General features: G+C 59.6%; 23 protein-coding genes and 2 pseudogenes. 19 read left to right on the top strand and 6 right to left on the bottom strand.

From position 1 onward, the window contains the following. Window positions 1–68 precede the first annotated feature (68 nt). The 10 genes and pseudogenes from AB4Y44_RS34090 to AB4Y44_RS34045 form a co-directional block, all read left to right on the top strand. Entirely contained in the window at window positions 69–359 is a 291-nt protein-coding gene (locus AB4Y44_RS34090) for a DUF1427 family protein (protein ID WP_368701986.1), read from the top strand. After that, a complete protein-coding gene (locus tag AB4Y44_RS34085; RefSeq protein WP_368701985.1) occupies window positions 356–2,254 on the top strand; it encodes an amidohydrolase in 1,899 nt (632 codons plus the stop codon). The genes AB4Y44_RS34090 and AB4Y44_RS34085 overlap by 4 nt, the downstream gene beginning before the upstream one ends. A 1-nt stretch (window position 2,255) precedes the next feature. Further along, complete coding sequence (locus AB4Y44_RS34080; RefSeq protein ID WP_368701984.1) at window positions 2,256–2,702, top strand: DoxX family protein; 447 nt, start codon at window positions 2,256–2,258, stop codon at window positions 2,700–2,702. Window positions 2,703–2,724: 22 nt separating this feature from the next. After that, window positions 2,725–3,642 carry a glyoxalase gene (locus tag AB4Y44_RS34075; protein WP_368701983.1) on the top strand — a complete coding sequence of 306 codons (918 nt, stop codon included), beginning with the start codon at window positions 2,725–2,727 and terminating at the stop codon, window positions 3,640–3,642. Between the two features lie 99 nt (window positions 3,643–3,741). Beyond that, entirely contained in the window at window positions 3,742–4,506 is a 765-nt protein-coding gene (locus AB4Y44_RS34070) for a YoaK family protein (protein ID WP_368701982.1), read from the top strand. 89 nt (window positions 4,507–4,595) lie between these two features. Further along, window positions 4,596–6,059 carry an alginate export family protein gene (locus AB4Y44_RS34065; RefSeq protein WP_368701981.1) on the top strand — a complete coding sequence of 488 codons (1,464 nt, stop codon included), beginning with the start codon at window positions 4,596–4,598 and terminating at the stop codon, window positions 6,057–6,059. Window positions 6,060–6,455: 396 nt separating this feature from the next. Continuing rightward, window positions 6,456–6,905: a hypothetical protein gene (locus AB4Y44_RS34060; RefSeq protein ID WP_368701980.1), complete on the top strand. Its 450-nt coding sequence runs from the start codon at window positions 6,456–6,458 to the stop codon at window positions 6,903–6,905. A 282-nt stretch (window positions 6,906–7,187) separates the two neighbouring features. Continuing rightward, window positions 7,188–7,559, top strand: a complete 372-nt coding sequence (locus tag AB4Y44_RS34055) for a DUF3331 domain-containing protein (protein ID WP_368701979.1) — start codon at window positions 7,188–7,190, stop codon at window positions 7,557–7,559. Window positions 7,560–7,614: 55 nt separating this feature from the next. Continuing rightward, the gene (locus AB4Y44_RS34050) at window positions 7,615–8,049 is read left to right on the top strand and encodes a hypothetical protein (RefSeq protein WP_368701978.1); all 435 of its coding nucleotides are present in this window, start codon (window positions 7,615–7,617) and stop codon (window positions 8,047–8,049) included. 86 nt (window positions 8,050–8,135) lie between these two features. Next, window positions 8,136–8,558: pseudogene (locus AB4Y44_RS34045) on the top strand (helix-turn-helix domain-containing protein); the annotation flags it as partial. A 57-nt stretch (window positions 8,559–8,615) separates the two neighbouring features. On the opposite strand, the gene AB4Y44_RS34040 reads toward AB4Y44_RS34045, so the two are convergent. Beyond that, complete coding sequence (locus tag AB4Y44_RS34040; RefSeq protein ID WP_368701977.1) at window positions 8,616–9,380, bottom strand: TetR/AcrR family transcriptional regulator; 765 nt, start codon at window positions 9,378–9,380, stop codon at window positions 8,616–8,618. A 126-nt stretch (window positions 9,381–9,506) separates the two neighbouring features. Continuing rightward, a pseudogene (locus tag AB4Y44_RS34035) lies at window positions 9,507–10,365 on the bottom strand (3-keto-5-aminohexanoate cleavage protein). Between the two features lie 518 nt (window positions 10,366–10,883). On the opposite strand from AB4Y44_RS34035, the gene AB4Y44_RS34030 reads away from it, so the two are divergent. Next, the gene (locus AB4Y44_RS34030) at window positions 10,884–11,783 is read left to right on the top strand and encodes an enoyl-CoA hydratase/isomerase family protein (RefSeq protein ID WP_368701976.1); all 900 of its coding nucleotides are present in this window, start codon (window positions 10,884–10,886) and stop codon (window positions 11,781–11,783) included. A 167-nt stretch (window positions 11,784–11,950) separates the two neighbouring features. After that, window positions 11,951–12,958 carry a LysR family transcriptional regulator gene (locus tag AB4Y44_RS34025; RefSeq protein WP_368701975.1) on the top strand — a complete coding sequence of 336 codons (1,008 nt, stop codon included), beginning with the start codon at window positions 11,951–11,953 and terminating at the stop codon, window positions 12,956–12,958. 168 nt (window positions 12,959–13,126) lie between these two features. On the opposite strand, the gene AB4Y44_RS34020 is transcribed toward AB4Y44_RS34025, so the two are convergent. The 3 genes from AB4Y44_RS34020 to AB4Y44_RS34010 all read right to left on the bottom strand — a co-directional run bounded on the left by AB4Y44_RS34020 (window position 13,127) and on the right by AB4Y44_RS34010 (window position 17,605). Next, entirely contained in the window at window positions 13,127–14,068 is a 942-nt protein-coding gene (locus tag AB4Y44_RS34020) for a LysR family transcriptional regulator (RefSeq protein ID WP_368701974.1), read from the bottom strand. A gap of 70 nt (window positions 14,069–14,138) precedes the next feature. Beyond that, window positions 14,139–16,178: an FUSC family protein gene (locus AB4Y44_RS34015; RefSeq protein WP_368701973.1), complete on the bottom strand. Its 2,040-nt coding sequence runs from the start codon at window positions 16,176–16,178 to the stop codon at window positions 14,139–14,141. A gap of 203 nt (window positions 16,179–16,381) precedes the next feature. Then, window positions 16,382–17,605 (bottom strand): CaiB/BaiF CoA transferase family protein, encoded by a 1,224-nt coding sequence (locus AB4Y44_RS34010; protein ID WP_368702013.1) that lies wholly within the window; start codon window positions 17,603–17,605, stop codon window positions 16,382–16,384. Window positions 17,606–17,918: 313 nt separating this feature from the next. On the opposite strand from AB4Y44_RS34010, the gene AB4Y44_RS34005 reads away from it, so the two are divergent. From AB4Y44_RS34005 to AB4Y44_RS33975, 7 genes are all read left to right on the top strand, one after another. Next, a complete protein-coding gene (locus AB4Y44_RS34005) occupies window positions 17,919–18,752 on the top strand; it encodes an IclR family transcriptional regulator (protein WP_368702012.1) in 834 nt (277 codons plus the stop codon). Window positions 18,753–18,804: 52 nt separating this feature from the next. Further along, the gene (locus AB4Y44_RS34000; RefSeq protein WP_368701972.1) at window positions 18,805–19,959 is read left to right on the top strand and encodes an acyl-CoA dehydrogenase family protein; all 1,155 of its coding nucleotides are present in this window, start codon (window positions 18,805–18,807) and stop codon (window positions 19,957–19,959) included. 115 nt (window positions 19,960–20,074) lie between these two features. Beyond that, complete coding sequence (locus AB4Y44_RS33995) at window positions 20,075–21,334, top strand: MFS transporter (protein WP_368701971.1); 1,260 nt, start codon at window positions 20,075–20,077, stop codon at window positions 21,332–21,334. A gap of 69 nt (window positions 21,335–21,403) precedes the next feature. Continuing rightward, window positions 21,404–22,153 (top strand): electron transfer flavoprotein subunit beta/FixA family protein, encoded by a 750-nt coding sequence (locus AB4Y44_RS33990; protein WP_368701970.1) that lies wholly within the window; start codon window positions 21,404–21,406, stop codon window positions 22,151–22,153. A 28-nt stretch (window positions 22,154–22,181) separates the two neighbouring features. After that, window positions 22,182–23,126, top strand: coding sequence for an electron transfer flavoprotein subunit alpha/FixB family protein (locus AB4Y44_RS33985; protein WP_368701969.1), 945 nt, complete (start codon window positions 22,182–22,184; stop codon window positions 23,124–23,126). A gap of 50 nt (window positions 23,127–23,176) precedes the next feature. Then, window positions 23,177–24,379 carry a 3-oxoadipyl-CoA thiolase gene (gene pcaF / locus AB4Y44_RS33980; RefSeq protein WP_368701968.1) on the top strand — a complete coding sequence of 401 codons (1,203 nt, stop codon included), beginning with the start codon at window positions 23,177–23,179 and terminating at the stop codon, window positions 24,377–24,379. Window positions 24,380–24,410: 31 nt separating this feature from the next. After that, the gene (locus AB4Y44_RS33975) at window positions 24,411–24,662 is read left to right on the top strand and encodes a hypothetical protein (RefSeq protein WP_368701967.1); all 252 of its coding nucleotides are present in this window, start codon (window positions 24,411–24,413) and stop codon (window positions 24,660–24,662) included. A gap of 542 nt (window positions 24,663–25,204) precedes the next feature. Here the strand turns inward: AB4Y44_RS33975 and AB4Y44_RS33970 are convergent. Then, entirely contained in the window at window positions 25,205–25,507 is a 303-nt protein-coding gene (locus tag AB4Y44_RS33970) for a YciI family protein (RefSeq protein WP_368701966.1), read from the bottom strand. Between the last annotated feature and the right edge of the window lie 549 nt (window positions 25,508–26,056).

The raw sequence follows: 26,056 nt of genomic DNA, 5'->3' as shown, positions 1-26,056 counted from the left end.
GTGACGGCTGGCGCGCTCGCGCGCCAGCCGCTGTTTTCATGCTCGGACGATGCGACCAAGGTGTGTCGATGAAAGCCTATTTATTGTCACTGTTAGCCGGCATGTTGGTCGGCGCGATTTATAACCTGATTCATGTGCGTTCACCGGCGCCTCCGCTTGTCGCGCTCGTCGGCCTGTTCGGCATTTTGGGCGGCGAGCAGATCATTCCCGTAAGCAAGCATCTCTTATTCGGTTCGCCACTTGCGACGGTTCCGCAAGAGTCACACAGTGCGCCGTCCCTGGCCGTCATGCCGCTGCGCGGTCATACGGTGGAACAGGCTAGCCGAGAGAATGCCGATAGCAAGGAGCGTCACTCATGAAAGCATCTGAAATTACCCCTGATCTTGTCCTTCACAGCGGCCGCTTTACGACGCTAGACCGGGCGAACCCAACAGCGAGCGCGGTCGCGATCAGGGATGGCAAGTTTACGGCTGTTGGCGAGAATGCCGACGTCATGTCGCTGGCCGGAACGGCGACAAAGGTGATTGACCTGAAGGGACGTTCCGTTCTACCGGGACTCATCGACAACCATACACACGTGGTGCGTGGCGGCCTGAACTTCAACATGGAACTGCGGTGGGACGGCGTGCGCTCGCTCGCCGATGCGATGAACATGCTCAAACGCCAGGTGGCAGTTACTCCACCACCGCAGTGGGTCCGCGTGGTCGGCGGCTTCACCGAACAGCAGTTCATCGAGAAGCGGCTGCCCACCATCGAGGAACTGAATGCCATTGCACCCGATACGCCTGTCTTCATCCTGCACCTTTATGACCGGGCGTTGCTGAACGCTGCCGCGCTGCGCGTGGTTGGTTATACGAAGGACACGCCGGAGCCGCCCGGCGGACAGATCATGCGCGACGGCAACGGCAACCCAACGGGGTTGCTACTTGCGAAACCGAATGCGTCGATCCTGTATGCGACGCTGGCGAAGGGGCCCAAGTTGCCATTCGACTATCAGTTGAACTCGACTCGCCATTTTATGCGTGAGTTGAACCGGCTTGGCGTGACCGGCGTAATCGACGCAGGCGGTGGTTTTCAGAACTATCCTGAGGATTACGAAGTTATACAGAAGCTTGCCAATGAAGGGCAGATGACAGTGCGCCTTGCGTACAACCTGTTCACGCAGAAGCCTAAGGCGGAGAAGCAGGACTTCCTGAACTGGACAAAAGCGTCGAAGTACAAGCAGGGCGACGACTATTTCCGGCACAACGGTGCAGGCGAGATGCTGGTGTACTCCGCAGCAGACTTCGAGGACTTCCGTGAGCCGCGGCCGGACATGCCGGCGCAGATGGAAGATGAACTGGAAGAGGTCGTGCGCGTGCTCGCCGAAAACCGCTGGCCATGGCGCTTGCATGCAACCTACGACGAGACCATCAGCCGTGCGCTGGACGTCTTTGAGAAAGTCAATCGCGACATTCCGCTCGATGGCATCCACTGGTTCTTCGACCACGCGGAGACGATATCCGAGCGCTCGATGGATCGAATCGCCGCGCTCGGCGGGGGCGTAGCCGTTCAACACAGAATGGCGTACCAGGGAGAGTCCTTTGTCGAACGTTACGGTTCGGCCGCGGCTGAGGCCACGCCGCCGGTTGCGCGGATGCTCGAGAAGGGGGTTCGGACGTCTGCGGGCACGGATGCCACTCGTGTCGCATCGTACAACCCGTGGGTGTCGCTTGCGTGGCTCGTGACGGGTAAAACGGTAGGCGGGCTGCGCCTTTATCCGCAGCGTAATCGTCTCGACCGCGATACGGCGCTGCGGATGTGGACCGAGATGGTCACCTGGTTTTCCAATGAGGAAGGCAAGAAAGGCCAGATCGCCGTGGGTCAACTCGCGGACCTGATCGTTCCCGATCGCGACTTCTTCGCGTGCCCCGAGGACGACATCGCGAACACAGTTTCAGAGCTGACGATTGTGGGCGGCCGCATCGTGTATGGCGCTGCGGCGTTCTCTCATCTCGACGACAGCGCGCCGCCTCCGGCGATGCCCGACTGGTCGCCCGTGCGGCGCTTCGGTGGCTTCGCGGCATGGAAGGATTCGAAGGCCGGAGTTGAGGCTGAAGCTTCGCTGCAGCAGATTGCGGCGTCGTCGTGTGCTTGCTCGAACGGTTGCGCCGTGCATGGTCACAACCATGCGCGCGCGTGGTCGAACAGCGCACCGACCTCCGATCTGCGTTCGTTCTGGGGCGCGCTCGGCTGTGCCTGCTGGGCGGTCTGACATGAGCACACACGCACAAGGAAATCCACCGTGGATCGCGACGCTGCTCGCACAGCGCTGGCAGCCGGTAGTGGTGCGCTCGGCGCTCGTGTCCATGTATGTGATCGGGGGCGTCGTTAAGCTCGCGAATTTTCATGGCGCCATGCTCGAGCAGCAACACTTCGGCCTGCATCCGGGATGGCTGTGGGCAGCGCTCGCGATAGTCGTCGAGCTTGGCGGTTCGGCCTGCGTGATCCTCAACCGGTTCGTGTGGCTGGGCGCGGGCGGGTTGGGAGTCTTGACGGCCGTAGCGATGCTCGTCGCGAACGACTTCTGGAACCTGACAGGCGATCCGCGTGTTTTCGCGTTGAACGGATTCTTCGAGCATCTCGGACTCATCGCTGCACTCGTCATGACGACATGCCTTGCCGGCAATACATATTCCTCCGGCCGTGCCGGCGTTAAGTAAACTTCAAAGGACGCTCAACACCATGCGTAACCTCCGTTCCCTGGCAGTGACCGCGCTCGCCATCATTCTTCTCGCGGCGTCGTCGGTCACGTCGGCCGCACCGCCGAAAATTCCGCATCCCGTTGCAGAACCGCATATCGCGGTGGGGCCACAATATGACACCACGCATGTCTATGTCGCGCCGGAAGACTTCGACAAGTTCACCGATAGTGTCGTTGCGACTTTCGGCGGTCACAAGTCTCAGAAGGGCGTTTTTCAGGTAACGCCCGCGCCGAGCCAGACGATGTCGCAACTTGTCTTCACGCCGGTCGGCACGCTGTCGGTGTTCGGCTTCAAGACCCCTGTCCCGTATCCGTTCGGCAGCGAGCGCACAGGGTATCTCGTGTCCGACATCGACGCCGCCGTCAAATCGGCTACGCGACACCACGCTGACGCCGTAGTGACGACGTTCCCCGATCCGATCGGCCGCGACGCGATCATTACCTGGCCGGGCGGCGTCAGCATGCAACTGTACTGGCACACCCAGGCGCCGAACTACGCTGCTTTGCAGACGGTGCCAGAGAACCGGGTGTACGTGTCGCCTGCGCGCGCCAATATGCTGATTCGCAACTTCGTCGCCTTTTCGCATGGCAAGATCGTGTCCGATGATCGCAACGCGCCTGGCGTCGAGATTGGCCAACCGGGCGGGACGTACCGGCGTGTGCGAATCGAGTCGGGATTCGGCAAGATGACGGTGCTCGTGACAGATGGGCACCTGCCTTATCCCTTTGGCCGCGAGATGACGGGCTATGAAGTGACGAATCTCAGCGACACGCTGCGAAAGGCAAAGGCGGCTGGAGTGACAGTGCTGGTTCCGCCGTTCACTTCCGATCAGCGTGAAGCGGCACTGGTGCAGTTCCCGGGTGGTTACATTGCCGAGATTCATACAACTGCGCAGTGAGTTTGGCGAGAAGCGTCAGCTGCTTGCCGACACAGCGATGTTTGGCGAGCGTGTCCACGCAGTTCGATCCGATGCCATTCCTGGGACGGGACACGAGCGATGAATTCTGAAGACAACCTGCTCGCAGGCATTGCGGGCTATGTGGATACGCTCAGCTTTGTGGCGCTATTCGGGCTGTTCACCGCACACGTAACGGGCAACTTCGTACTGATCGGTGCTGAGGCGGCAGGGTTCGGCCAGGGCGCGTTCATGAAGCTGATGGCATTCCCTGCGTTCGTCTCAGGCGTCGCCGTCAGCAGCGTGATTGTGAAGCGCGTCGAACCCGCGACCTCCAACCGGGCGGGGTGCGTTCTCTACATTTTCCAGGCCTCCCTCATGCTGGCTTTTTGCCTCGCGGGTGTTGGCGTCTCGCCCGTTGTGCATGCGAATGGCACGCCCGTCATTGTTTGCGGGATGATCGGCGCCGCGGCAATGGGCGTACAGAATGCGCACGACCGCCTTGTCCCGCGTCCCGGCGTGCCCAACACCGTGATGACGGGCAACGTTACGCAAGCCGTGCTCGATACGGTCGACATCCTGTCGCAAAAGATGCCATCCGACGCGCGAACGGTCGCGCGAACGCGTCTGGGGAAGATGTTGCCGACAATTCTCGCGTTTGCAACTGGAGCAATCCTTGGCGCACTCGCGTATCAGCACGTAGGGTTCTCGGCATTGCTGCTGCCCTGCATTGCGCTCTTGTGTCTGGCTTTGAGGACTGCACGCGGCGCACAGACGCAACTGGATGCCTCCGCAACGGCGACAGACGCGAGGAAAAAGCCGGCCAGGCCTGGCCGTGCTGCCGACTGTCACAGCGAGCGCGTTTGATCGATCGGGCAGCACGGATCACATTTCAGATATCCCCTGACGGGTATGGCGCGCATCCGATCGCACCCGTCTCACGACACGGAGATGCTATGACGCGTGCGTGGCCTTGGCCGTTCGCAGGTGTGGGCGCGCTTGCGTACGTTGCCATTCTCATTGGCGCCCTGGTGCTGGCGTCGAGCGGCAACGCGCGGGCGAGCACGCAGGAACCGGCAACCGCCGATACCCCGGCCGCCGAATGCACCGCGAAACGGCCTGTAGTGGAGTTCAACCGCTGGCAGGAAGACTGGTCTGTGCTTGCAGAAGACTGCGTGCCCCGACAACCGCTCGACAGCCTCAAATACATTCCCCTGGGTGGCGATCCCCATTCGTATCTGTCGCTCGGCGCGAATCTGCGTGAGCGACTGGAGGTCAACGATGCGCCGCTCTTCGGCATCGGCATGGGGCATCCGGATACGTACGTGATACAGCGTGCGGAGGTCAGTGCTGATGCGCGTATTGGCCCGTATCTCCAGTTCTTTGCGCAACTCGAAGATGCGAGGCCCTTCGGCAAGGACACGGTGACGCCTGTCGACAAAAATCCGCTTGACCTGGAACAGGCCTTCGTCGCTTGGGCAGGTCCATTCGGGCCCGGCACGCTGAAGTTCCGCGTTGGCCGCCAGGAGATGGCGTTCGATCTGCAACGGTTTATTTCCGTTCGCGACGGGCCTAATGTGAGGCAAGCGTACGACGCCGTCTGGGTGGATTACGAGTATCAGAAATGGCGTTTCATCGGCTACCTGACCCAGCCCGTGCAGTACCGCGACGTGACGGCATTCGACGATTTCTCCAACCGGCACCTGACGTTCAGCGGTGTGCGTTTTGAGCGGCAGGGCGTCGGACCCGGCGATCTCTCCGGCTACTACTCAAGATATAACCGCTCGAACGCGCACTTTCTGGATGCGACGGGCGACGAGCATCGCGACGTCTTCGACCTTCGCTACTCAGGCAAGGTCGGCCGCGCCGACTGGGATGTGGAGTCGATGTACCAATCGGGGCACATCGGCACCAAGACCATCAGCGCGTGGGCGGTTGGCTCGCTGGCTGGCTACACGCTGGACCTGCCGTGGACCCCGCGCGTGGGCGTGCAAGTCGATGCGGCGTCGGGCGACCGCCATCCCGGTGATGGGCGGGTCGAAACGTTCAATCCGCTCTTTCCGAACGGGTACTACTTCACGCTTGCGGGCTACACGGGCTATGCGAACCTGATTCACATCAAGCCTTCCATCATGCTCAAGCCGACGAATACTCTCACGTTGCTCGGTGCACTTGGATTCCAGTGGCGAGAGACGACCGCGGACGCCGTTTATCAGCAGGCCAATGCCGTGGTGCCGGGAACAGCCGGACATGGGAGCCATTGGACGGGCATGTATGCCCAGGTGCGTGCCGACTGGACCATTTCAGCGAACCTGATCGGGTCCGTTGAAGCAGTGCACTTCCAGGTAGGCAACTCGATTCGCGAGGCAGGTGGCAAGAACGCAGATTACATTGGCGTAGAACTGAAGTACGGATGGTAGCTACATGACACCAGGCCAAGGAGGAGAAATCATGGCAGATGTATCTGAGATCAGACCGCGGGAATCCGCTGAAGAAGACGCACGCGTGGGAGCGTTGGCACAAGAGTGTATCCATGCAGCATGTTTGCCAGTCTGATGACTTCCCCGTTTCGCCCTGCACCTAAAGTGCAATTGCGGCTGCGCTGGGCATACCTTAAATTTGGCCGATGGCAGACGCGGATATGCGTCAAAGCACCGACGTTCTTTTTTCGGTTATTGCAGGGGCGGGTGCCTAGCCGGCGGTTTATGGCATCAGCTGTTCATCCCCAAACCTAGTCATCGTCGTTGCGTTTGCGTATGAAGGCGCACGTTCCGCTCAGGACGGATTCCTGTGATTCCCGAAAAGCAGCCAAGTTAATGAACGCGATGGATTACGTGAATTTCTTTTCGCAACCTGTCCCGGCAGATGCCATCGGATTGGCGCGCCTGTTCAAAACATCTGTCATTTTCGTCTGCGGCTGGGCACTGATTGAGGCACCGCTGGAACTCATCGGAACGATCAATTCCACCTCGCTGCTCGCCTTGGTGACGTCGAAGGTGCTCATGTGCGTCATTGGCGCGGCCGCCATCGCCAACCTGCGGTTTGCTCGTCAAGTGTTTGTCTTCATCTGCGGAGCGAGCGTACTCGCCATAGCGCCGGCACTACCTCTTGAGTACACGCGCTGCATTCCCATTGCACTCTTCTCGACCGTTGAATGCATTAGCAAAGCCGCATGCGTTGCATCACTCGCAGTCGCAGCGATGAGGAGAGACGGTGTTGGCGAACGGCTGAGCGCGCTTAACCACACAGTCAACGAAGAAAAATGAGCTTAGCGGGCGTAATGAGCCGGCATTGCTATCAATGTTCACCGTGCTACCCGTCGGTGGCGCATTTCGCGCGACAGAGCCAGATGAGACACATTACTGCAGAAGAGGTGAGGGTATGACTTGTCGAAATGAAAACGACATCGTTCGACGCACACTGATAGCTCTTTTGAGGCCTGAATCGTTCGCGTCGGCGTCCACTGCGGACACAGAGACCCGTAAAGGCAGATTTCGCCGGAGCGGCGGCACGGCACCCCGGACAATCGACCTGTTGTTGGCGAACCCGTGGTCGCCCGTATTTCAATTGTCGAGCAGCTTACGTCGCAAACGCTCAGTGTCTGCTGGAGCGATCCACAATCCGGACACTATGCCGATCAGGTGTGGCGCAAAGGTGTTGCGCGCAAACCGTCCATCTGTGCGTTGACAGGCATGCGCATTTGTCCTGGCGATCGCGTATTCCAGCCTCGTGCGCGTAAATCGAATGTACCCGCGAATCGTGATCGGATGATACTAGCGGCAGGCGTGCCTGAGATTCACTTCTCGTTTCATGAGGCTGATGGCCTGACGCCACCGACAAGCGCTATTCAACGTCGTGGCCGACACGTTGCGGCTCGGACTGATGGAGTACATGGCGTAACCTTTGTCCCGTCGGTTTGACCGTACGCATGAGTGAGATTGCTTTTTCACATGCACGCCCGGGGAGGTATGAAAAGTGAAAAGTTCAAAATGGCTTCGATGTTTCTCTATTGGCCTGTCGTTATATTCGAACATGATCCATGCACATGAGCTGGATGCGAGGCTGGATTGTCAGTCGGGTGCGCACGAGTTCATCAAGCAACTGGTCGACGCTCAGGAGATCGGTTCGAAGCCGATGAGAGTGTCGGACAACTCGGTCAATGCATATCAGCCGAGGACAACAGGTGATCTAACAGCACTGGGATTCAAGGTCTCGGCTGTATTCGGCTTTTCTCCCAACGACGATATGTTCAGTCAGAACGGTAGCGGTGGGGCGACCAACGAGGTGTACGGGGTCGTTGTCATGGCAGGCAAAGACGCGGTAGGCGAACGCATTCACGAGATCGGAAGTCCCGCGACCGTGAAGGAGGTGATGCCACTCGTCATGACCGCCGTCGTTTGTCAAAAATAGCCGCTGGTTGGGAGATCCAGGCGGCGTCGAGACCATGCGTGACGTGTGACGGAGACGGGTAGCAGGCCTTAGGAAGTCGAACTGGCGGACAGGGGCAGTCGCAGCATTTGGCGCCGCCAGAGCTGAAGCCGAAGTCGGATCGCATTCAGGCGGTGCTGACGTACGCGAAGAAAAATCTCGCAGAGCCTCTTTCAGTTAAACAATTGGCGGAAGGCGCGCGGTTCAGTCCGCGGCAGTTTAGCCACGCGTTTCGGACGGAAACCGGACAGACTCGGGCGAAGGCCGTCGAACGATTGCGTCTCGAAGCAGCGCGCCTGATGCTCGAAGAAAGCCGACACACTATGGATGAGATTGCCGTTGAGACGGGCTTGTCCGATCCTCGGAGAATGCGCGAAGCGTTCCTGCGCATATTCGGGCAACCGCCGCAAGCGTTTCGACGCAACGCGGGCGGCGACATGCTCGACCTGAGGTCCACGCTTGCGTCGCCCGTGCTTGCGGAAGGTTCTTGACCGGGCGAGACCGCCTCGCGCAAGGCGCGCCAACTGGCGCCGCCGTCACAGTCGCGGCTACATTCCGTTCAGCCCGCGGATACCCGCAAATATCACGTCGAGCGTCTGATTGGTGAGTTGCTCCGAAGTGACTTTTGGCGCGCCCAAAGGGTTGATCCTGAAGTCGACCGTCATAGTCGCTACACCGTGCACGCACATCCATGCTATACGCGCCACGCTAAACGCTTTCGCCTCGTCGGCCTTGCCCTGTTCGGCGAGGTAGTCCGCCGCAGCCCGGACGAGCGTGTGGTAACACTGGCGCGCGGAGTCGTCGAGTTCGGCATGCACCTGAGGCGAGCGGAATTGCGGTGAGAACATCAGGTGGAACAGCGTCGGATGAAGCGCCGCGAATGCCACATAGTTCGACAACAGCGATCGCAGTCGCTGCTCGGCAGACATGTTGGGGCGAAGCCGGGAAAAGCGGAACTCTGTGAGATCCCGGAAGCCGCTCGCCGCAATGGCGGCCAGCAAGCCTTCCTTGTTTCCGAAGTGATGCTTGGGTGCGACCTGCGATACACCCACGGTGCTTGCAATACGCCGCATGCTCAACTCGGCAAGACCGACCTCGCTGAGTTGCTCCTTGCCACAACGTACGAGATCTTCACGGAGGTTACCGTGGTGATACGGGCGTGGTTCAGCAACCTCAGCCTCCGTCCTGTTCTTTGGCGTACGGGAACGGTTCGCAGCGAGAGGATTGGCCGTGGCTTCCTCGACCCCTGCTGCTTTGCGTCGGGCGTTGGTTCCGGCTCTGGCCGTGCGTTTGGTTCTTGCGGTCTCTTCCATGCCATAATCTTAACACCGAATCGATCTGTGGTGAAACGGGCCCCAATCGGGTAGCGCGTGGGTTACGGCGCCAACATTGAAATGATGCCGCGGTGGCCGTATCAAGCATCGTCGCCGGGTGGCCGGCTAGTTTAGCCGTCGAGGCTGCAGGCCGAGTACGGAGCGCGCTTCGTCGGGTGTTGCGACTTCGGCGCCCATGCTTTCGATGATACTGACCGCACGTTTGACCAGCGCTGCGTTACCCGGCGCGAGTTCCCCTTTTCCGAGATAAAGGTTGTCCTCGAGACCGACACGAACGTGCCCTCCAGGAATCACACTTTGAGACACTGTCGAAAATTGGGCTCGCGAAATGCCGAACGCCGACCAATGCGCGTTATCGGGCAAATAGCGCCTCATCATCAGCAGAGCCTCTATGTCGGCGTCCGCACCCATTGGCACTCCAAGGCACAGTTGGAAGAGGGGAGACTGAAGGACACCTTGTGTTTCGATCAGATGACGCGCGAGGCGCACGTGCCCAAGAAAAGACCTCGATCTCCGGCCTTACGCCTGCACTTTCGACAAGGGAAGCCATTTTAACCAGATGGTCGGGCACGTTGACGAACACGCGCTTGCCAAAATTCATGGTCGCTACGTCAAGGCTGCAAATTTCCGGACGCAATTCGAGTACATGCTGGACGCGCGCCTCAGGCGTCATCATCGTGCTCTCCGGGCTTCCCCTGTTCGGATCCTCGTCGGTTGGATAGAAGCCTCCGCCCGGCCCGGTCGTCAGATTGATCAAGATCGGAGATCCGCTTCCGCGGATCCTTGAAACAACCTCCCTGTAGAGAGACAGGTCGGTACTTGGCGCGCCGGTCGCGGGGTGACGGACATGAGTGTGCGCAATGCTCGCGCCGGCCTCACATGCAGCGATGGCCTCATTGGCGATTTGCTCCAGCGGGGTTGAGGCGCGCCGTATCGCCGTTTCCAGTAAGTGCCCAAGTAACAATCGTTTTGTCCAGCGTAGTGGTCGCTCAGAGGGTAGATCGGGGCATTAATCCGGAGATCTCTTGCTATCTCGCCGGCGCGACTCAAGGGCTGGGCGCTCGATCACATATTAACACCGTTATGCTCGCGGTCGAGGGAGATCGACGGACATCCACGCACGGGGCCGGAATGCGTTTTCCATAGCTGCCAGTCATGGCGCTTTGCGCATCGGTAAAAAGATGTCAAATTTCCCGGTAAATGGCGCTGTTTAGTGCGTTTAACGCAGCGACACACGCACCAGCGCATCCTGGAATCGGTGATGTTGGAGCGCTAACCCTTCACGCCTCGGGAATACCCGTATTGTTATCGATATTAACGGCGTTAGGATTAAGTCGTGAGAAGCGATTCCTGGCGGCGTGCACGACAGTCACTATCTCTAGGGCCACATATTGCAGGCCTGTCATCTTGCGTTCGCATCTCTCGAGATGATCTTGTGATCAACCCGCCGGTAACCCCCCCGGCCCCCATGCAGGACGAGAAATGAGCACTGTTTTGTATGAAACGGATGGCGCGGTCGGCGTCGTCACGATGTCTAACCCGCCACACAATCTGATCGGGACCTCCTTCATGACAGATCTGCTCGGTACGTACGCGCGTGCCATCAAACAGGGTTGCCGGGCGATCTTGCTGCGTAGTGCGATGCGTCATTTTTGCGCCGGCGCCGATGTTGCAGGTTTTGGGGACGGTGCCGGCGCCAGGCGACATGACGAGGCCTCGTTCGAATCGTTGCTCGATGCGCTCGAGAACATACCTGTTCCCACTGTCGCTGCGGTGCATGGTGGCGCGCTCGGCGGGGGCTTCGAACTCGCGCTGACCTGCGACATCATCGTGGCCGCAGACACGGCATTCTTCGGAATGGCAGAAGCCTCGCTCGGCCTGCTACCGCTTCCGGGTGGTGTGCAGCGTGTCGTGCAGCGCGTGGGTCCCGCACCGGTCAAGGAAATGGCCATGTTCGGGCGCAGGCACTACCCGGCGTCGCTCGAGCGATGGGGCGTCATCAATTTCGTCGCAGCCGAATCGGAACTGCCTTCGGTATCGATGTCATGGGCACGGCAACTCGCAGCAGCTCCGACCGTTGCACTCAAAGGTATCAAGCAGCTGGCCAATCTGTCAGTTCGAGGCGGCATCGCCGCGGCGGATGCACGGCAGATCTGTGGAACTGTACTTAGCCGATCTCGAAGCTTCCGAGCGATACAAACTGCTCAATGCGATTGTCGTCCCCCGCCCGATTGCCTGGATTACAAGCCGATCGGCGGACGGGCTGGTGAATCTCGCCCCGTTCAGCGCGTTTACGATCGTTTCGTACGAGCCGCCGCTACTTGGCGTGAACATGGGGCGCGGAACCGATGGCAGCCGCAAGGATTTCAGCGCGCAATGTGATCGAGACCGGCGAGTATGTCGTGAACATCGGTAGCGACGACATGATCGGACTGATTCAGAAAAGCTGGCGGTGACGGTCCGCACAAACGAGTGCCGGTACAACTCTGTTTCTTGTCATTCCAGTCGCGAAGTTGCCCTGTAATTGTCAGCACAATTGGTGGAGTAAGATGGACAAGATCCGTATGTTGCGCGTGTTTCTGCGCGTCGCCGAAGCCGGCGGTATTACGGCCGCGGCCAACGTTCTCGATTGCAGCGTCGCGTACGTCTCGCGCGTCGTTTCGCAACTTGAAGATGATTTGCACGCCAGATTGTTTGACCGGTCGACGCGCCGTATCAGGCTCACCGAAGTGGGTGAGCGCTATTTCTGCCACTGCGCGCAGATTCTCGCCGACCTCGACTGCGCCGATGCCGAAGCCACCGATTCAGTGAAAGAGCCGGCCGGCCTGCTTCGCGTTCACACAATAGCTGGTCTTGGGAAGGCGCATCTCGCTGCTTGCATCGTTGACTACCAAAGGCGCTTCCCAAAGGTGGAGGTCGACCTGACATCGTCGCCGACGTTGCCACGGCTCGTCGAAGAACAGTTCGACATATCGGTGATCGCGGCAAAGGCGCTTCCTGACTCGGACTATGTCAGTCAGGTGGTGGCCACAATCCATGGCGTGCTAGTGGCCGCACCGGCATACCTGAAGATGCGTCCTCTGCTCTCGGAGGGCGACCTGGCAGGACATGCTTGCGCGCAGTTGCTAGTGCCAACCACGTCGGATGGTTGGCTAGTGCTGCCCACGGACCGCACGCCTTTGTTGGATGCAGTGAGCATGCGTCTAAAGTTCACTGATCCGGAAGCAATGCGCGCGGCATTGCGGGCGGGTGCGGGCATTGGCGTGCTGCCAGTCTATTGCGCAATCGACGATCTTCGGGTCGGAATGCTGGTTCGGGTATTGCCGCGGCTGCAGTTGCCACCCTTGAACGTATATGCTGTTTATCCTTCGCGTCGCTACGTGCGCGCAACGATCCGCACCTTCGTGGATTTCATCAAGCAAGAGCTAAGCGCGAGAATTGCCTCACAGGATGCCGAGCTGCTCTTGTCGTGCTGCACGCCTGCACATTCGCATCACGATGATTCCAGTGGGACTAAGGCCGGCACCGAAAGCGATGACGGTTTAAAGGCTGCTTGACGGACATTTCAGGCAATGGGTGGTCCCGAGCCGCCCGGGAACCTCGCCGTCAAGGCACGGAAACGTCGTGACATTCCGGCGCTCGACCTTTTCAAGCAGGGCTACCATGCCATCCTCCCGGTCTGGCAATCGAACCATCAGCGCTAACCTTATATACAAGGCGGCGCGTCAGTGTGAGCGCGGTATATTCGTTGCCGGCTCGTCGTCGTCGATCATTTGGGGAACGGACTCCCGCAAAAAGTCGATCCAGCTCCTTATCTTGGCATCCAGATATTCGCGGGAAGGGTAAAGTGCATGAATCTGCATCTCACTCAGGCGGTATGTGGGCAGCACACGGATCAGGGTGCCGTCGCGCAGCCAGGGCAATGCAGTCCACAGCGGCAGTGCGCCAATGCCCAGGCCATCGCGTAGGGCGAAAGCCATCGCTTCAGCGATATTGACCCGAAAGGGTGATGAATGAAGCTCGAAAACTTCCCTGCCATTTGGACCGTCCAGATCCCAACGTGACGAGGGAAGTGTCAGACTGGTCGTCTGCAGGCACGTATGGTCGGCAAGCGCGGCAACCGAACTTGGGGTTCCACGGTCGGCAAGATATGAGGGCGAGGCGCACAAGATACTATAGGAGTTGCCGACTCGAACAGCTACCGAACTGGAACTCGGTAGTTCGGTCCGACTGAGTTGAACCGAGACATCGTAACCCTCTTCGAGGAGGTCAGGAACATGCTGAGACAGGGTCAGCTCGACAGCAACGTGTGGGTACCGTTTTTGATAGCGCATAACAGCGGGCATCACGTAATGCTGACCGAAACTCGCAGTGGCGTGTACACGCAAGCGCCCGGACGGAAGCACATGCGCATTTGATGCCTCTGCTTCGGCCTCGTCGACGTAGTCCAGAATCTGGTAGCACCGGTGCAGATATCGCTTTCCGGCCTCCGTCAGCACAATCTTGCGGGTCGTGCGATAGAGGAGGCGCGTGCGCAGACGTTGTTCCAGCTCAGTGACAGCACGCGAAACCTGACCTGCTGTCAAATCCAGACGCGCGGCCGCGGCGGTGAAGCCTCCGGCTTCAACCACACGTGCAAACGCTTTCATCTTTTGAAAAGTATCCATAGTCAACCGTAGAGAAACCCCGAAGTTAGCGGCGTGCCCGTGTCAGCACGAGTTCTTCTGGGCGCACATATCAGGGCGTTGTCATCCGACCGCGAAGAAAATCCGCGTGTGCATTCGCAGCGTCAGCGATTGTTTGCATGAGGATGGCGCCATGCAATAGCTCCCGCCTTTCCGTGTCGGACAGTTCGCGGCCTTGTCGTTTCAGTCGCCGTGCGCCCGCATCGCATACGCTTACGAGTCGCCCGACATCGAAGCGATGGAGCCGTTTCAGAACAACACTTACGGGTCTGCGCGCAACCGAATGCTTCGCAGCAAAGTCACGCAGAGCCAGCAAGCTATCGCCGATGGTCCATGCCGCAACCAGCCCGCGAAGATCGCTCTCTTTACACGCTCGTGGTATCGCACTCCCGATCGCAAGCAGGCGACTCAACCTGTCGGCGGTCCGGCTCAGCCAGGCATCTGCGTTCCATTCCCGTGGGCTGCGAGCCATCTCGGCCAGATCCCGGCGGACCGCGCGGTGTAACCGGGCTCGAATGGCCTCTGGATCCCTCGGAAACAGAATCGCGAATATCGCCGCGCCGCATGCGATGCCGAGCAAAGTCGCGATCGCACTATTGAGGAACGAGGCGTCATTGATCCGTGTGGAGTTGACCGGCGAGATAAAATTCCAGAAAAAAAGCGCGAAACCACTGCCGATGGCTGCCGTGCGAGGATTACGCATGGCGAGCCCCGCACAGACCATAAAGAAACCAGCGATGTATGCGAGCAGGACGAAACCCGACACTGCCGGTAGCAAGACGAAGTTGCACAGTGCCCCCGCAAGTGCTGCGCATGCCGCGCCCTTCAGGAAGCCGAGCGCACCATCCACGGGGTTCGGGCGAGTGGCGAACAGCGCACTGACCACCCCAACGATCGTCACAAAGCCTGCACCGGACGGCCAGGCGCTGAAAATCCAGAATGCCGACGCGGCCAGTACCGCGACAAACGACCGAATTCCGTTGTGCCAGGCGAGAACGGGATCGCGATGCCAGGCAAAGTCTGGACGCGCTGTCGGTGCATCGGCTCGCTCCATCTGCGCTGTGCGCGTGAGAACTTCACTGAGCGCGGCCAGAAGCAAGCGTAGGCGGTTCAAAACGAGCAGCCGGGGAGTGAATAAATCGCCTGACGCGTCTGCTTCTACCAGCAGCGCCGAGTCGACCGCTGACGTCGCAGCCAATACTTCGGCGTTCAGTCTGGCCGGAGCCATGGCAACGCGTTCCAGTAGTTGCGCGGTTTCTTCGATGAGTTCGTCCTTGATGTCAGGACGTTGAGTCAACTGCTCGCTTAGCGTCTGTGCAGCCGCCAGTTGTGAAAGTACAGCAAGTGCTAAGGCCCGCAAGTGGCCTATCTTCCGTCGCACAGTCAACGATGTCGCTGCGGCATATTCGGCAGTGGTGTCCAACTCGAGCGCACCCGCGAAAAGCCTGTGAATTGCGAGGCCGTCAGGCTTGCGGCGGAGCACTTTTGCGCAGACATCTGCTGCCTGCTTTACGTATCGGCCAAGGCTTTCACGAACTTCGCGCACCGGTTCGCCCGGTGCGAAGATCGTCGTCAGCGTCGCCTCGACCAGAATGCCAAGGATCACGTATAGAAAGCGGGCTACTGCCAGATTGAAGGCATTTGACGGGGCAGACGCTGCGCTCACGGCAATGATTGCAGCAGTGTAGCCCGCAAGTACCCCGGCATAGGCGCGGAAATTTCTCGATGAAGTCGCCACGCCGGTGCAAAGGCCGATCCACGCGGCAAGCGAAAGTACAAACAATTCCGGCGTCTGTGCAAAAAGTGCGATCAGTGCGAGCGCCGCCACTGCACCCACTGTCGTGCCGAGAATCCGGTACTGACTTTTCGAGAGGCTCATTCCCCGATTACCTTGAGCTACGATCCATACGGTCGTTGCCGCCCATTTCGGATCGTCCAGGTTCATCCGAAAGGCAATGTAGAGTGCGATCAACGACGCCGCTGTGGTGCGTACGGCAAAAGCTATGGAGGCCCAGGGCACACCCGGCAGTGAGCGACGCAGTGCTGTGCCGAGCGCAGTTAAATCGGGCAATTTGCAACGATGGATTTTCATACTAAGCGGAACTCACCGGGGAGCCGGTCAACAACTTCATCAGCGGGGGAGCCTCTTTGCGCGGTGCAACCGACATGCGCTTCGGAAATGCGGTAGCGCATGTTGGACGCTGGAGCGCGTGCCTGTCATGCGGTGCGCTTGCTGGCGTTGGCCGAAGCGTCATCTGGGCGCAGGGCGGGGCTCCTGGGTCGCGTCGGTTCGTCTCAAATCACTCCGGTCTTCTTCAATGCGTCGAGCTCCTCCCTGTCGATCTGGCACAGCGATGCCAGCACATCATCCGTGTGCTGCCCAAGCGTCGGGGGCGCACTTCGATATTCGATCGGAGAGCCTGACATCCGGATCGGATTCGCCACTGTCGGCACGGTGCCCGAGAGCGAATGAGGCAAATCCACCCGCATGCCCCTGAAGTCGACCTGAGGATGTACAAACGTCTGCGCTATGTCATTTATCGGCCCACAGGGCACGCCCGCTGCTGAGAGCGCCGTAACCCACTGCCCGATCGTGCGAGCGACCAGAACTTTCTGAATCAGCGGAACCAATGCTTCGCGGTTGACCACGCGTGCTGCGTTGGTCGCAAACCGCGGATCGCGTGCGAGATGCGCGCAATCGGCGACCTCGCAGAATTTTCGGAACTGTCGATCGTTGCCCACGGCCAGTACGAGCTGCCCGTCGCTCGCGTCGAACACCTGATACGGGACAATGTTCGCGTGCGCGTTTCCTTCACGCTTCGGCGTCTTGCCCGACACGAGGTAGTTGAGGTTCATGTTCGCCATCGCAGCCACCTGAACGTCGAACAGCGCCATGTCGATGTACTGGCCTTTGCCGGTTTTGGTTCGATGCGCCAGCGCAGCGAGCATGGCGACGGTCGAATACATGCCCGTCATGAGATCAGCGAATGCGACGCCGAGCTTTTGCGGTCCGCCACCCGGCAGATCGTCACGCTCGCCGGTGATGCTCATCAGGCCGCCCATGGCCTGAACGATGAAGTCGTAACCCGCTTGCTGAGAAAGCGGACCATCTTGACCGAAGCCCGTTATCGAGCAATAGATCAGGCGCGGGTTGAGCGCATGTAGGTCGTCGAAGGCAAGACCGTAGCGGGCCATGTCTCCGACCTTGTAGTTCTCGATGAACACATCGCTCTGCTTCGCCAGTTTCCGCACGATCGCTTGTCCTTCTGGCGTCGCGATGTCCAGCGTGACCGACTTCTTGCCACGATTCGTTGACAGAAAATAGGCGGACTCGCCGGTCGCATTGCCTTCACTGTCGTTAAGGTAGGGCGGGCCCCATGCGCGGGTGTCGTCGCCCGTGCGCGGACGTTCGATTTTGATCACTTCGGCGCCGAGATCCGCAAGGATCTGGCTCGCCCAAGGGCCGGCCAGGACGCGGGATAAATCGAGAACGCGAAGATGTGAAAGTGCTCCAGACATGTAAGTCATCCTGAAATTGAAGGGGATTCCGCGGCAGCGGTTTACTCCCTGATTGATGGTCCGCAATGCGAACCGATAGGATAGAATTTCCGCCGGGCAAGCAAGATAATCGACTTGATAACGCATGTAAACCCTGGTTAATAGGCGTTATCTAATCTGACAAACGATTTCAGCATCTGCTGGTGATGAATATATGTTGGTCCGCTATGCGGACCGAATTTCTAAAATATTTGACAGGGAGTGTTTCGACATGACAGGATTTAGCAAAGGAAAGGGTTCGAAAGAGCAGGGACAGATTACAGCTATGCCGAGGATGAAGAGTCCGGCGGGACCGTCGGACGCTCCGTATGAGCAGCGCGACATCGCGCGCTTCGACGACGAGGCCGGCACGGACCGGCAGTTCGTGACCGCACTCGCGCGAGGGCTCGAAGTGCTGCGGTGCTTCGGACCCGCGGACCGCTATCTCGGTTTGTCGGAGCTGGCGCGTCGCACGAGCTTGCCGAAAGCCACGGTAGCGCGATTGGCCGGCACGCTCGCGAAACTCGGCTATCTGCGCTACTCGGAATCGCTCGGCAAATACAGCCTCGGGACGGGTGTTCTCTCGCTCGGCTATTCGATGCTGTCGAATCTGGACATCCGCGATGTCGCGCGCCCATTCATGCAGGAACTTGCCGAATATGCCCGCGCATCGGTGGCTTTGGGGATTCGTGACCGGCTCTCAGTCGTCTATATCGAGTGGGTGCGCAGCAGCGCGCCGATTACCGTCATGCGTGGCGTCGGCGTCCGATTGCCGCTCGCGACGACGTCGATGGGGCGGGCGTACCTTGCGGCGGCGCCCGAGGAGGAGCGCCACGAAGTGCTCGAGCAGGTACGCCTTCAGGACGAGTCGGACTGGCCGCGCATCCAGCGCGGCATCGATCAGGCCGTGAAGGATTATGAGGAGCGCGGCTTTTGCCTCTCGGTGGGCGACTGGGACAAGGATATCGCGAGCGCTGCCGCTCCGTTCGCGGCCCCCGATGGCACCCGCATGGCCTTCAACTGCGGGGGGCCCGCATTTGTGATGAGCCGCGACACGCTGGAAAACGACATTGGTCCACGCCTTGTGGACCTTGTGCGACGTTTAGGCGCCGCCATAGGGCGGCGATGACCGACAACGGTGCGCTCGCGTGAAGCGCCCCTTGTGGAATCAAGGAAAACAGATGATTCGTGATCAGGAAACGCTCAACCTCCTACTCGACACCGTTTCGCGCTTCGTGCGCGAGCGGCTCGTCCCTGCTGAAAACGAAGTGGCGGAAACCGACGAGATTCCCGCCGACATCGTTGACGAAATGCGCGAGATGGGCCTCTTCGGCCTGTCGATCCCCGAGGCGTACGGCGGTCTTGGGCTGACAATGGAGGAGGAAGTGCGCGTCGCGTTCGAAATCGGCAAGACTTCGCCATGCTTCCGCTCGCTGTTCGGCACGAACGTAGGTATCGGATCGCAAGGCCTGATCATCGACGGATCCGAAGAACAGAAACAACGCTATCTACCGAAGCTCGCATCTGGCGAACTGATCGCTTCGTTCGCATTGACGGAAGCGGGTTCGGGTTCGGACGCAGGCTCGCTGCGCACGCGTGCGCGGGTCGATGGCGACCACTACATCATCGACGGCGCCAAGCGCTTCATCACGAACGCGCCCGAGGCGGGCATCTATACCGTGATGGCCCGCACCAATCCCGACATCAAGGGCGCGGGCGGCATTTCCGCATTTATCGTCGAACGGGGCACGCCTGGCGTGTCGCTCGGAAAGATCGACAAGAAGATGGGACAGAAGGGCGCCCATACGTGCGACGTCATTTTCGAGAACTGCCGGGTGCCGGCGAGGAATCTGATCGGCGGTTTCGAGGGCGTCGGCTTCAAAACGGCGATGAAGGTGCTCGATAAGGGGCGGCTGCACATCTCGGCGATTTGCGTCGGCGCCGCCGAACGCATGCTTGACGATGCGCTTCGCTACGCGATGGAGCGGCAACAGTTCGGTCAGCCGATCGGCGAATTCCAGCTCATCCAGGCCATGCTCGCCGATAGCAAGGCAGAAATCTACGCGGCCCGTTCGATGGTGCTCGACGCAGCCCGACGCCGCGACAACAAGGAGGACGTATCCACGGAAGCGTCGTGCTGCAAGCTGTTCGCTTCGGAGATGTGCGGCCGCGTCGCCGATCGCGCCGTGCAGATTCACGGCGGCGCGGGATACGTCTCGGAGTACGCGATCGAACGCTTCTACCGCGACGTGCGCCTGTTCCGCATCTACGAAGGCACGACACAGATCCAGCAGCTCGTGATCGCTCGCAACATGCTTCGCCACGCGAGCGTTTGAGCGCGGGTGCAGTCACGCAGTCGTGAAGGAGGCGGTGAGTGGTCACCGCACAATCGTTTGCCGTCAAGGCGCCGTAGAGCGCTTGTTGGCTTGTTAGCCGCATGGAGGAGTCCGGATGGAAGTCAATTCGTTCAGCCAGCAAGGTCTGGTTGCGCGCGATCGTGTGTGGATCGCTGTGTTCGTGTTTGCTTTTCTCGGTCTGATGGTCGACGGTGCAGACCTGATGTTCCTTTCCTATAGCCTGTCGAGCCTCAAGCACGACTTCGGGCTTTCGAACGTCGAAGCGGGCGCGCTCGGCACCGTCACGCTTGCAGGCATGGCGATCGGGGGCATCTACGGGGGCTGGGCCTGCGACCGTTTCGGTCGCGTGCGTACGGTGGTGTGGACGATCGGGGTCTTTTCGATCGGCACGGCAGCGCTTGGCCTGACGCAAAACTTCACGCAGTTCGCGGCGTTCCGCTTCATTGCATCGCTTGGGCTTGGCGCACAGTACGTCGCGTGCAATACGCTGATGTCGGAATACTCGCCCACCCGCATCCGTACGACGATCCTCGGCACGCTGCAGGCGGGATGGTCGGTCGGCTATGTCGTCGCGACGGTGCTGGCCGGACTGATTCTGCCGACGTTCGGGTGGCGCTATCTTTTTTTCCTCTCCATCGTGCCCGTCGTGCTTGCGCTGGTCATGCAGCGTCTGGTTCCCGAGCCGGAGAGCTACATCGCGTCGCGACAAGGACGCGCTTGCGGCAACGTCGTGCGGAAAGAGCAGGGCATCGGTGCGACCAGACAGATTTTCGGCGATCCGGTATGCCGCCGCATGTTCCTGTTGTGGTCGCTGACCGCGGGTCTGCTGCAGTTCGGCTACTACGGCGTCAGCAACTGGATGCCGACCTATCTCGAGAAGGAACTGCACCTGAAGTTTTCGTCGATGACGAGCTACATGGTGGGCACTTATGTCGCGATGATCCTGGGAAAAATCATCGCAGGCTGGCTCGCCGACAAGTTTGGGCGACGCGCGATATTCGCATTTGGTGCCTTCGGTGCGGCGGTGTTTTTGCCTGTCATTGTGTTGTGGCATACGCCAGAAAACATCGCCTGGCTGATGACCGTGTTCGGTTTCCTGTACGGGATGCCGTACGGCGTGAACGCGACGTATATGACCGAAAGCTTCGAGGCTCGCATTCGCGGCTCGGCAGTGGGCGGCGCGTACAACGTCGGGCGTGCGGGTGCCGCCATCGCGCCCGCTGCCATCGGTTTTCTCGCGACGGGCGGCACGATCGGACTCGGCTTTCTGGTCATGGGCGGCGCGTACTTTCTCGCTGGCGTCGTGCCCGCATTGTTCATCAGCGAGAAGCTCTACGACCCGCAGAATGCGTGACCGTGCCGGCTGATTACGGCCGTAGCTTCTCAGTGCGTGGCCGCGGCCTGTTTTGAATTTGTGGATGCTATGAAAATTCAGGTACCTGTCAAACGGGTGATTGATTACAACGTGAAGGTCCGCGTGAAGTCGGACAACACGGGGGTCGACATTGCCAACGTGAAGTTGTCGATGAATCCGTTCGACGAAATCGCTGTTGAAGAAGCGGTGCGTTTGAAGGAAGCGGGCATTGTCAGTGAAGTGATCGCCGTTTCGTGTGGCGTGACGCAATGTCAGGAAACACTACGCACCGCACTGGCGATCGGCGCGGACCGCGCGGTGTTGATCGAGTCGAATGAGGATCTTCAGCCGCTTGCCGTGGCAAAGTTGCTCAAGGCGATGGTCGACAAAGAACAGCCTTCTCTCGTCATTCTTGGCAAGCAGGCCATTGATGATGATGCGAATCAGACTGGTCAGATGCTCGCCGCGCTGGCTGGCTTACCTCAAGCAACGTTTGCGTCGACGGTCGTAGTCACTGAAGGGACGGCAACGGTGTCGCGCGAAGTCGACGGCGGGGCTGAAACGCTGTCGCTGAAGTTGCCCGCAGTCGTGACGACCGATCGGCGCCTGAACGAACCGCGCTACGTGACCTTGCCGAACATCATGAAGGCAAAGAAGAAACCACTCGACACCGTGAAGCCGGAAGACCTGGGTGTCGACGTGACGCCGCGTCTGAAGACGCTGAAGGTCAGTGAGCCACCAAAGCGTTCGGCTGGCGTGAAGGTGGCTGACGTGAAGACGCTGGTCGAGAAGCTCAAGACCGAGGCCAAGGTGCTTTGATTTTTACGGGCACACGGAGACGAATGATATGACGGTTCTGGTAATTGCTGAACACGACAACGCGGCGCTGCAAGCGGCAACGTTGAACACGGTTGCCGCCGCACAGAAGATCGGTGGCGACATTCATGTGCTGATCGCGGGCCACAACGCACAGGGCGCCGCTGATGCAGCGGCGAAGGTGGCAGGCGTCGCGAAGGTGCTGCTGGCCGACGCGTCGCAACTGGCCGAATGTCTCGCGGAAAATGTCGAGGCGACGGTGCTGACGCTTGTTCAAGTCCCGGCGAGGAACTATTCGCACATCCTCGCGCCCGCTACCGGGTACGGCAAGAACATCATGCCGCGCATTGCCGCGAAGCTCGACGTCGCGCAGATTAGCGAGATCACTGCGGTGATCAGCGCAGATACATTCGAACGCCCGATCTATGCGGGCAATGCAATCGCTACCGTTCAATCTCACGACGCGATCAAGGTCATCACGGTTCGCGCAACGGGCTTCGATCCGGTGGCGGCGGAAGGCGGCAGCGCATCGGTCGAAAAGGTCGAAGCTGCGGCTGCCGCAGGTCTCTCGCAGTTCGTCAGCCGCGAAGTGACGAAGCTGGACCGCCCGGAACTGACTAGCGCGAACATCATCGTGTCGGGTGGCCGTGGTTTGGGCAGCGGCGAGAATTATACGAAGGTGCTGGAGCCACTGGCCGACAAGCTCGGCGCAGCGATGGGCGCTTCGCGCGCAGCCGTCGATGCGGGCTACGTGCCCAACGACTATCAGGTCGGTCAAACCGGCAAGATCGTCGCGCCGCAACTGTACATCGCCGTCGGCATCTCCGGCGCGATCCAGCATCTCGCCGGTATGAAGGACTCGAAGGTCATCGTCGCGATCAACAAAGACGAAGATGCGCCGATCTTCAGCGTGGCGGACTACGGTCTGGTTGACGATCTGTTCTCGGCCGTGCCAGATCTCGCGGCGACTATCTAACTAACGAAGGAGCGAAGTTGCTCCTGTAACCTCGAATTGGAGAAGAAAGCATGACGGATGCTCTTTTGTGCGACGCTATTCGCACGCCGATTGGCCGCTATGCGGGTTCGCTGTCGTCGGTGCGCGCCGACGATCTCGGCGCCGTACCGCTCAAGGCGCTGATGGAGCGCAACAGGGAGGTCGACTGGAGCGCAATCGACGACGTGATCTACGGGTGCGCGAATCAGGCCGGTGAAGACAACCGCAACGTCGCGCGCATGTCGCTGCTGCTGGCAGGCTTGCCGAAGGACGTGCCCGGTTCGACCGTGAACCGTCTGTGCGGCTCGGGCATGGATGCCGTCGGCATTGCGGCGCGCGCGATCAAGTCGGGCGAAGCCGGGCTGATGATCGCGGGCGGCGTGGAAAGCATGAGCCGCGCGCCGTTCGTGATGGGCAAGGCGACGAGCGCGTTTTCGCGTCAGGCCGACATCTACGACACGACGATCGGCTGGCGCTTCGTCAATCCGTTGATGAAGCAACTTTACGGCGTCGACTCGATGCCCGAGACGGGCGAAAACGTCGCAACCGACTACAACGTCAGCCGCGCCGACCAGGATGCGTTCGCGCTGCGCAGCCAGCAGAAGGCGTTGCGCGCGCAGCAGGACGGCACGCTCGCGCAGGAAATCGTGTCGGTGACGATTCAGCAGAAAAAGGGTGACGCGATTGTCGTGTCGAAGGACGAGCATCCGCGCGAAACGAGCATCGAGGCGCTCGCGAAGCTCAAGGGCGTGGTGCGTCCCGACGGCACGGTGACGGCGGGCAATGCTTCGGGCGTCAACGACGGCGCAGCGGCCTTGCTGCTCGCGAACGAAGAGACCGCGAAGCGCTATGGCCTGACGCCGCGCGCACGCGTGCTCGGCATCGCGACGGCGGGTGTCGATCCGCGCGTAATGGGCATCGGCCCGGCGCCTGCGACGCAAAAACTGCTAGCGCGTTTGAACATGAACATCAATCAGTTCGACGTGATCGAGCTGAACGAAGCGTTCGCGTCGCAAGGTCTCGCGGTGCTGCGCGCGCTGGGTGTTGCCGATGACGACGCGCGCGTCAATCCGAACGGCGGCGCGATCGCGTTGGGTCACCCGCTGGGCATGAGCGGCGCACGACTGGTCACGACCGCGATGTATCAGCTGCAACGCACGCAAGGTCGCTTCGCGCTGTGCACGATGTGCATCGGTGTCGGGCAGGGGATTGCTATTGCGATTGAGCGCCTGTAAGCGTGACCAGATGCACCAGCGAGGTAGTGGAATGACAGACTTTGAGTTGCGGCGAATTATGGCGGCGGCAACCGCAAATCAGGAAGACGCTGATTTATGGCGAATGTTTTCCATTCTCTGCGAAGAGCATCGCATCCGCTGGTGCGAGTCTGCACGAGGTTGGCTTGTATCAATCAACAATCGGCATCTGGCCACCGAATCCAGCTTCGATCAGGCGATCCGGCTTGCTATTGAGCGGTTTCAAGGGAAATCGGATTCTCGGAGCGCTTTTATCGCTCGCTGACTCATACCCACCTTGTTGTGCACAAGTCCCCGCGGCTTGTAGCGGGAGGGGCAACGGCTGGTCAGATTCAATATACACTGGATCAGATTTCGCTTTGCGTGAGCACTGATCAGATGACAAACAAGTCTGACGATCAGTGTCAGGATGGCATCGAGCGCGCTTTCCAGGAAGCCCTGCTTGCTCTTGCACTGCCGGCCGAAGAACACGTAAGAGTAACAGAGCCACGCACGTATGCATCGTTCCGCGTGGCCTCCAGATCGTACTCTCCCGCTTATTGACCATCGTTCGGTATGGCATCGACGTTGGTCCGAAGTAAGCTTGCCGCCGGCCAGTACCGCCCACCGCGGATATCGGGGCGAGAACACGGGATGACGGTAGGCGGGAGTTGATCTAGAGCGGCCGTGTCTTCGATTGATCCAGTTATCGATTGTGGCCGGTACTGGAAGTCTGCCGTCTGACTTTCGGAGGCGCACGAGTGCATGGGGCAGCCATCTTCATTCGTAAGAGGGAGCGTGTAGGCATGCAGCGGTAGATTGCCGGTTCTACGCTGGTGTGCCCATATCACGATTATCGACGCGCTTGTTGAAGTGATGGATGCTGACGTTCTGCCACAGCCCAATCTTTGCGAACGGGTCGTTTGCATTGAATTTAATAACGTCTGCTTTGCTATCAGCCTCGACGAGGAAAAAAGAGCCAATCATCGTTTCGCCGTCGTCTGCCAGCAGGGGACCTGACACGAGCGTTTTGATGCTCGCGCTAGAAAGATACGCTTTGTGGTCGGCGTAGCCGTCCAAGCGGCTCTGCACGTGGTCAGGCTTGTCGAGTGCATGGATGATGAAGAACATGATGGGCCTATCGGGGTAAGTCGAATCGTGAATGCTTTTGCCGTTCAATCTAGGGGCTACGGGGAAACCCACAAGTGAGCGATTTGTCTACGCGACACATGTGGGATAAATATCATTTTGCGCCAGAGTGACGTCCTGGACAGCCGACTAAGTTATCCCTCGTGTGGCGGTGCACGAAGGTTCGCGTCGCGGACGGTATGTTGGCGATTAAGGAAAACCAGGCAGCTTGCGCACCACGTCGTTCGAGCACAGCTTCCATTTGAAAAGGCCCTTCGCTCCAGCCTTACAAATCGTCGGGTGCATTTTGACAGGCGCTGCATGGCGTCGCTCGACGACCCCAGCGCACCAAGGACCTTTGCCAATCTGTTTTCCCGCTCCGCCTGCCTAGAATTTTACATAAATTAAATGATCGCATTTTGATTTGTGGGGGCTACGTCCTAATGTCGTGTTCTGGCTATTTACAGATGTCGTGTTTTTGAGCGCTGGCAAGCTGGCAGACTGCTGCAACCGCTGCGGGGCCTGCCATGAAGCCGGACACGACGCTGGTGA

Source organism: Paraburkholderia sp. BR10937, from assembly GCF_040965695.1.
Classification (GTDB): Bacteria; Pseudomonadota; Gammaproteobacteria; order Burkholderiales; family Burkholderiaceae; genus Paraburkholderia.
Note: the sequence above shows the minus strand (reverse complement) of the source record. Positions and strands in the feature narration are given on the sequence as shown.

What these genes read in the sequence shown, in the direction of transcription:
- AB4Y44_RS34090 (WP_368701986.1), top strand. Translation starts at nt 69, where the DNA reads ATGAAAGCCTATTTATTGTCACTGTTAGCCGGCATGTTGGTCGGCGCG.
- AB4Y44_RS34085 (WP_368701985.1), top strand. Translation starts at nt 356, where the DNA reads ATGAAAGCATCTGAAATTACCCCTGATCTTGTCCTTCACAGCGGCCGC.
- AB4Y44_RS34080 (WP_368701984.1), top strand. Translation starts at nt 2,256, where the DNA reads ATGAGCACACACGCACAAGGAAATCCACCGTGGATCGCGACGCTGCTC.
- AB4Y44_RS34075 (WP_368701983.1), top strand. Translation starts at nt 2,725, where the DNA reads ATGCGTAACCTCCGTTCCCTGGCAGTGACCGCGCTCGCCATCATTCTT.
- AB4Y44_RS34070 (WP_368701982.1), top strand. Translation starts at nt 3,742, where the DNA reads ATGAATTCTGAAGACAACCTGCTCGCAGGCATTGCGGGCTATGTGGAT.
- AB4Y44_RS34065 (WP_368701981.1), top strand. Translation starts at nt 4,596, where the DNA reads ATGACGCGTGCGTGGCCTTGGCCGTTCGCAGGTGTGGGCGCGCTTGCG.
- AB4Y44_RS34060 (WP_368701980.1), top strand. Translation starts at nt 6,456, where the DNA reads ATGAACGCGATGGATTACGTGAATTTCTTTTCGCAACCTGTCCCGGCA.
- AB4Y44_RS34040 (WP_368701977.1), bottom strand. Translation starts at nt 9,380, where the DNA reads ATGGAAGAGACCGCAAGAACCAAACGCACGGCCAGAGCCGGAACCAAC.
- AB4Y44_RS34030 (WP_368701976.1), top strand. Translation starts at nt 10,884, where the DNA reads ATGAGCACTGTTTTGTATGAAACGGATGGCGCGGTCGGCGTCGTCACG.
- AB4Y44_RS34025 (WP_368701975.1), top strand. Translation starts at nt 11,951, where the DNA reads ATGGACAAGATCCGTATGTTGCGCGTGTTTCTGCGCGTCGCCGAAGCC.
- AB4Y44_RS34020 (WP_368701974.1), bottom strand. Translation starts at nt 14,068, where the DNA reads ATGGATACTTTTCAAAAGATGAAAGCGTTTGCACGTGTGGTTGAAGCC.
- AB4Y44_RS34015 (WP_368701973.1), bottom strand. Translation starts at nt 16,178, where the DNA reads ATGAAAATCCATCGTTGCAAATTGCCCGATTTAACTGCGCTCGGCACA.
- AB4Y44_RS34010 (WP_368702013.1), bottom strand. Translation starts at nt 17,605, where the DNA reads ATGTCTGGAGCACTTTCACATCTTCGCGTTCTCGATTTATCCCGCGTC.
- AB4Y44_RS34005 (WP_368702012.1), top strand. Translation starts at nt 17,919, where the DNA reads ATGAAGAGTCCGGCGGGACCGTCGGACGCTCCGTATGAGCAGCGCGAC.
- AB4Y44_RS34000 (WP_368701972.1), top strand. Translation starts at nt 18,805, where the DNA reads ATGATTCGTGATCAGGAAACGCTCAACCTCCTACTCGACACCGTTTCG.
- AB4Y44_RS33995 (WP_368701971.1), top strand. Translation starts at nt 20,075, where the DNA reads ATGGAAGTCAATTCGTTCAGCCAGCAAGGTCTGGTTGCGCGCGATCGT.
- AB4Y44_RS33990 (WP_368701970.1), top strand. Translation starts at nt 21,404, where the DNA reads ATGAAAATTCAGGTACCTGTCAAACGGGTGATTGATTACAACGTGAAG.
- AB4Y44_RS33985 (WP_368701969.1), top strand. Translation starts at nt 22,182, where the DNA reads ATGACGGTTCTGGTAATTGCTGAACACGACAACGCGGCGCTGCAAGCG.
- pcaF (WP_368701968.1), top strand. Translation starts at nt 23,177, where the DNA reads ATGACGGATGCTCTTTTGTGCGACGCTATTCGCACGCCGATTGGCCGC.
- AB4Y44_RS33975 (WP_368701967.1), top strand. Translation starts at nt 24,411, where the DNA reads ATGACAGACTTTGAGTTGCGGCGAATTATGGCGGCGGCAACCGCAAAT.
- AB4Y44_RS33970 (WP_368701966.1), bottom strand. Translation starts at nt 25,507, where the DNA reads ATGTTCTTCATCATCCATGCACTCGACAAGCCTGACCACGTGCAGAGC.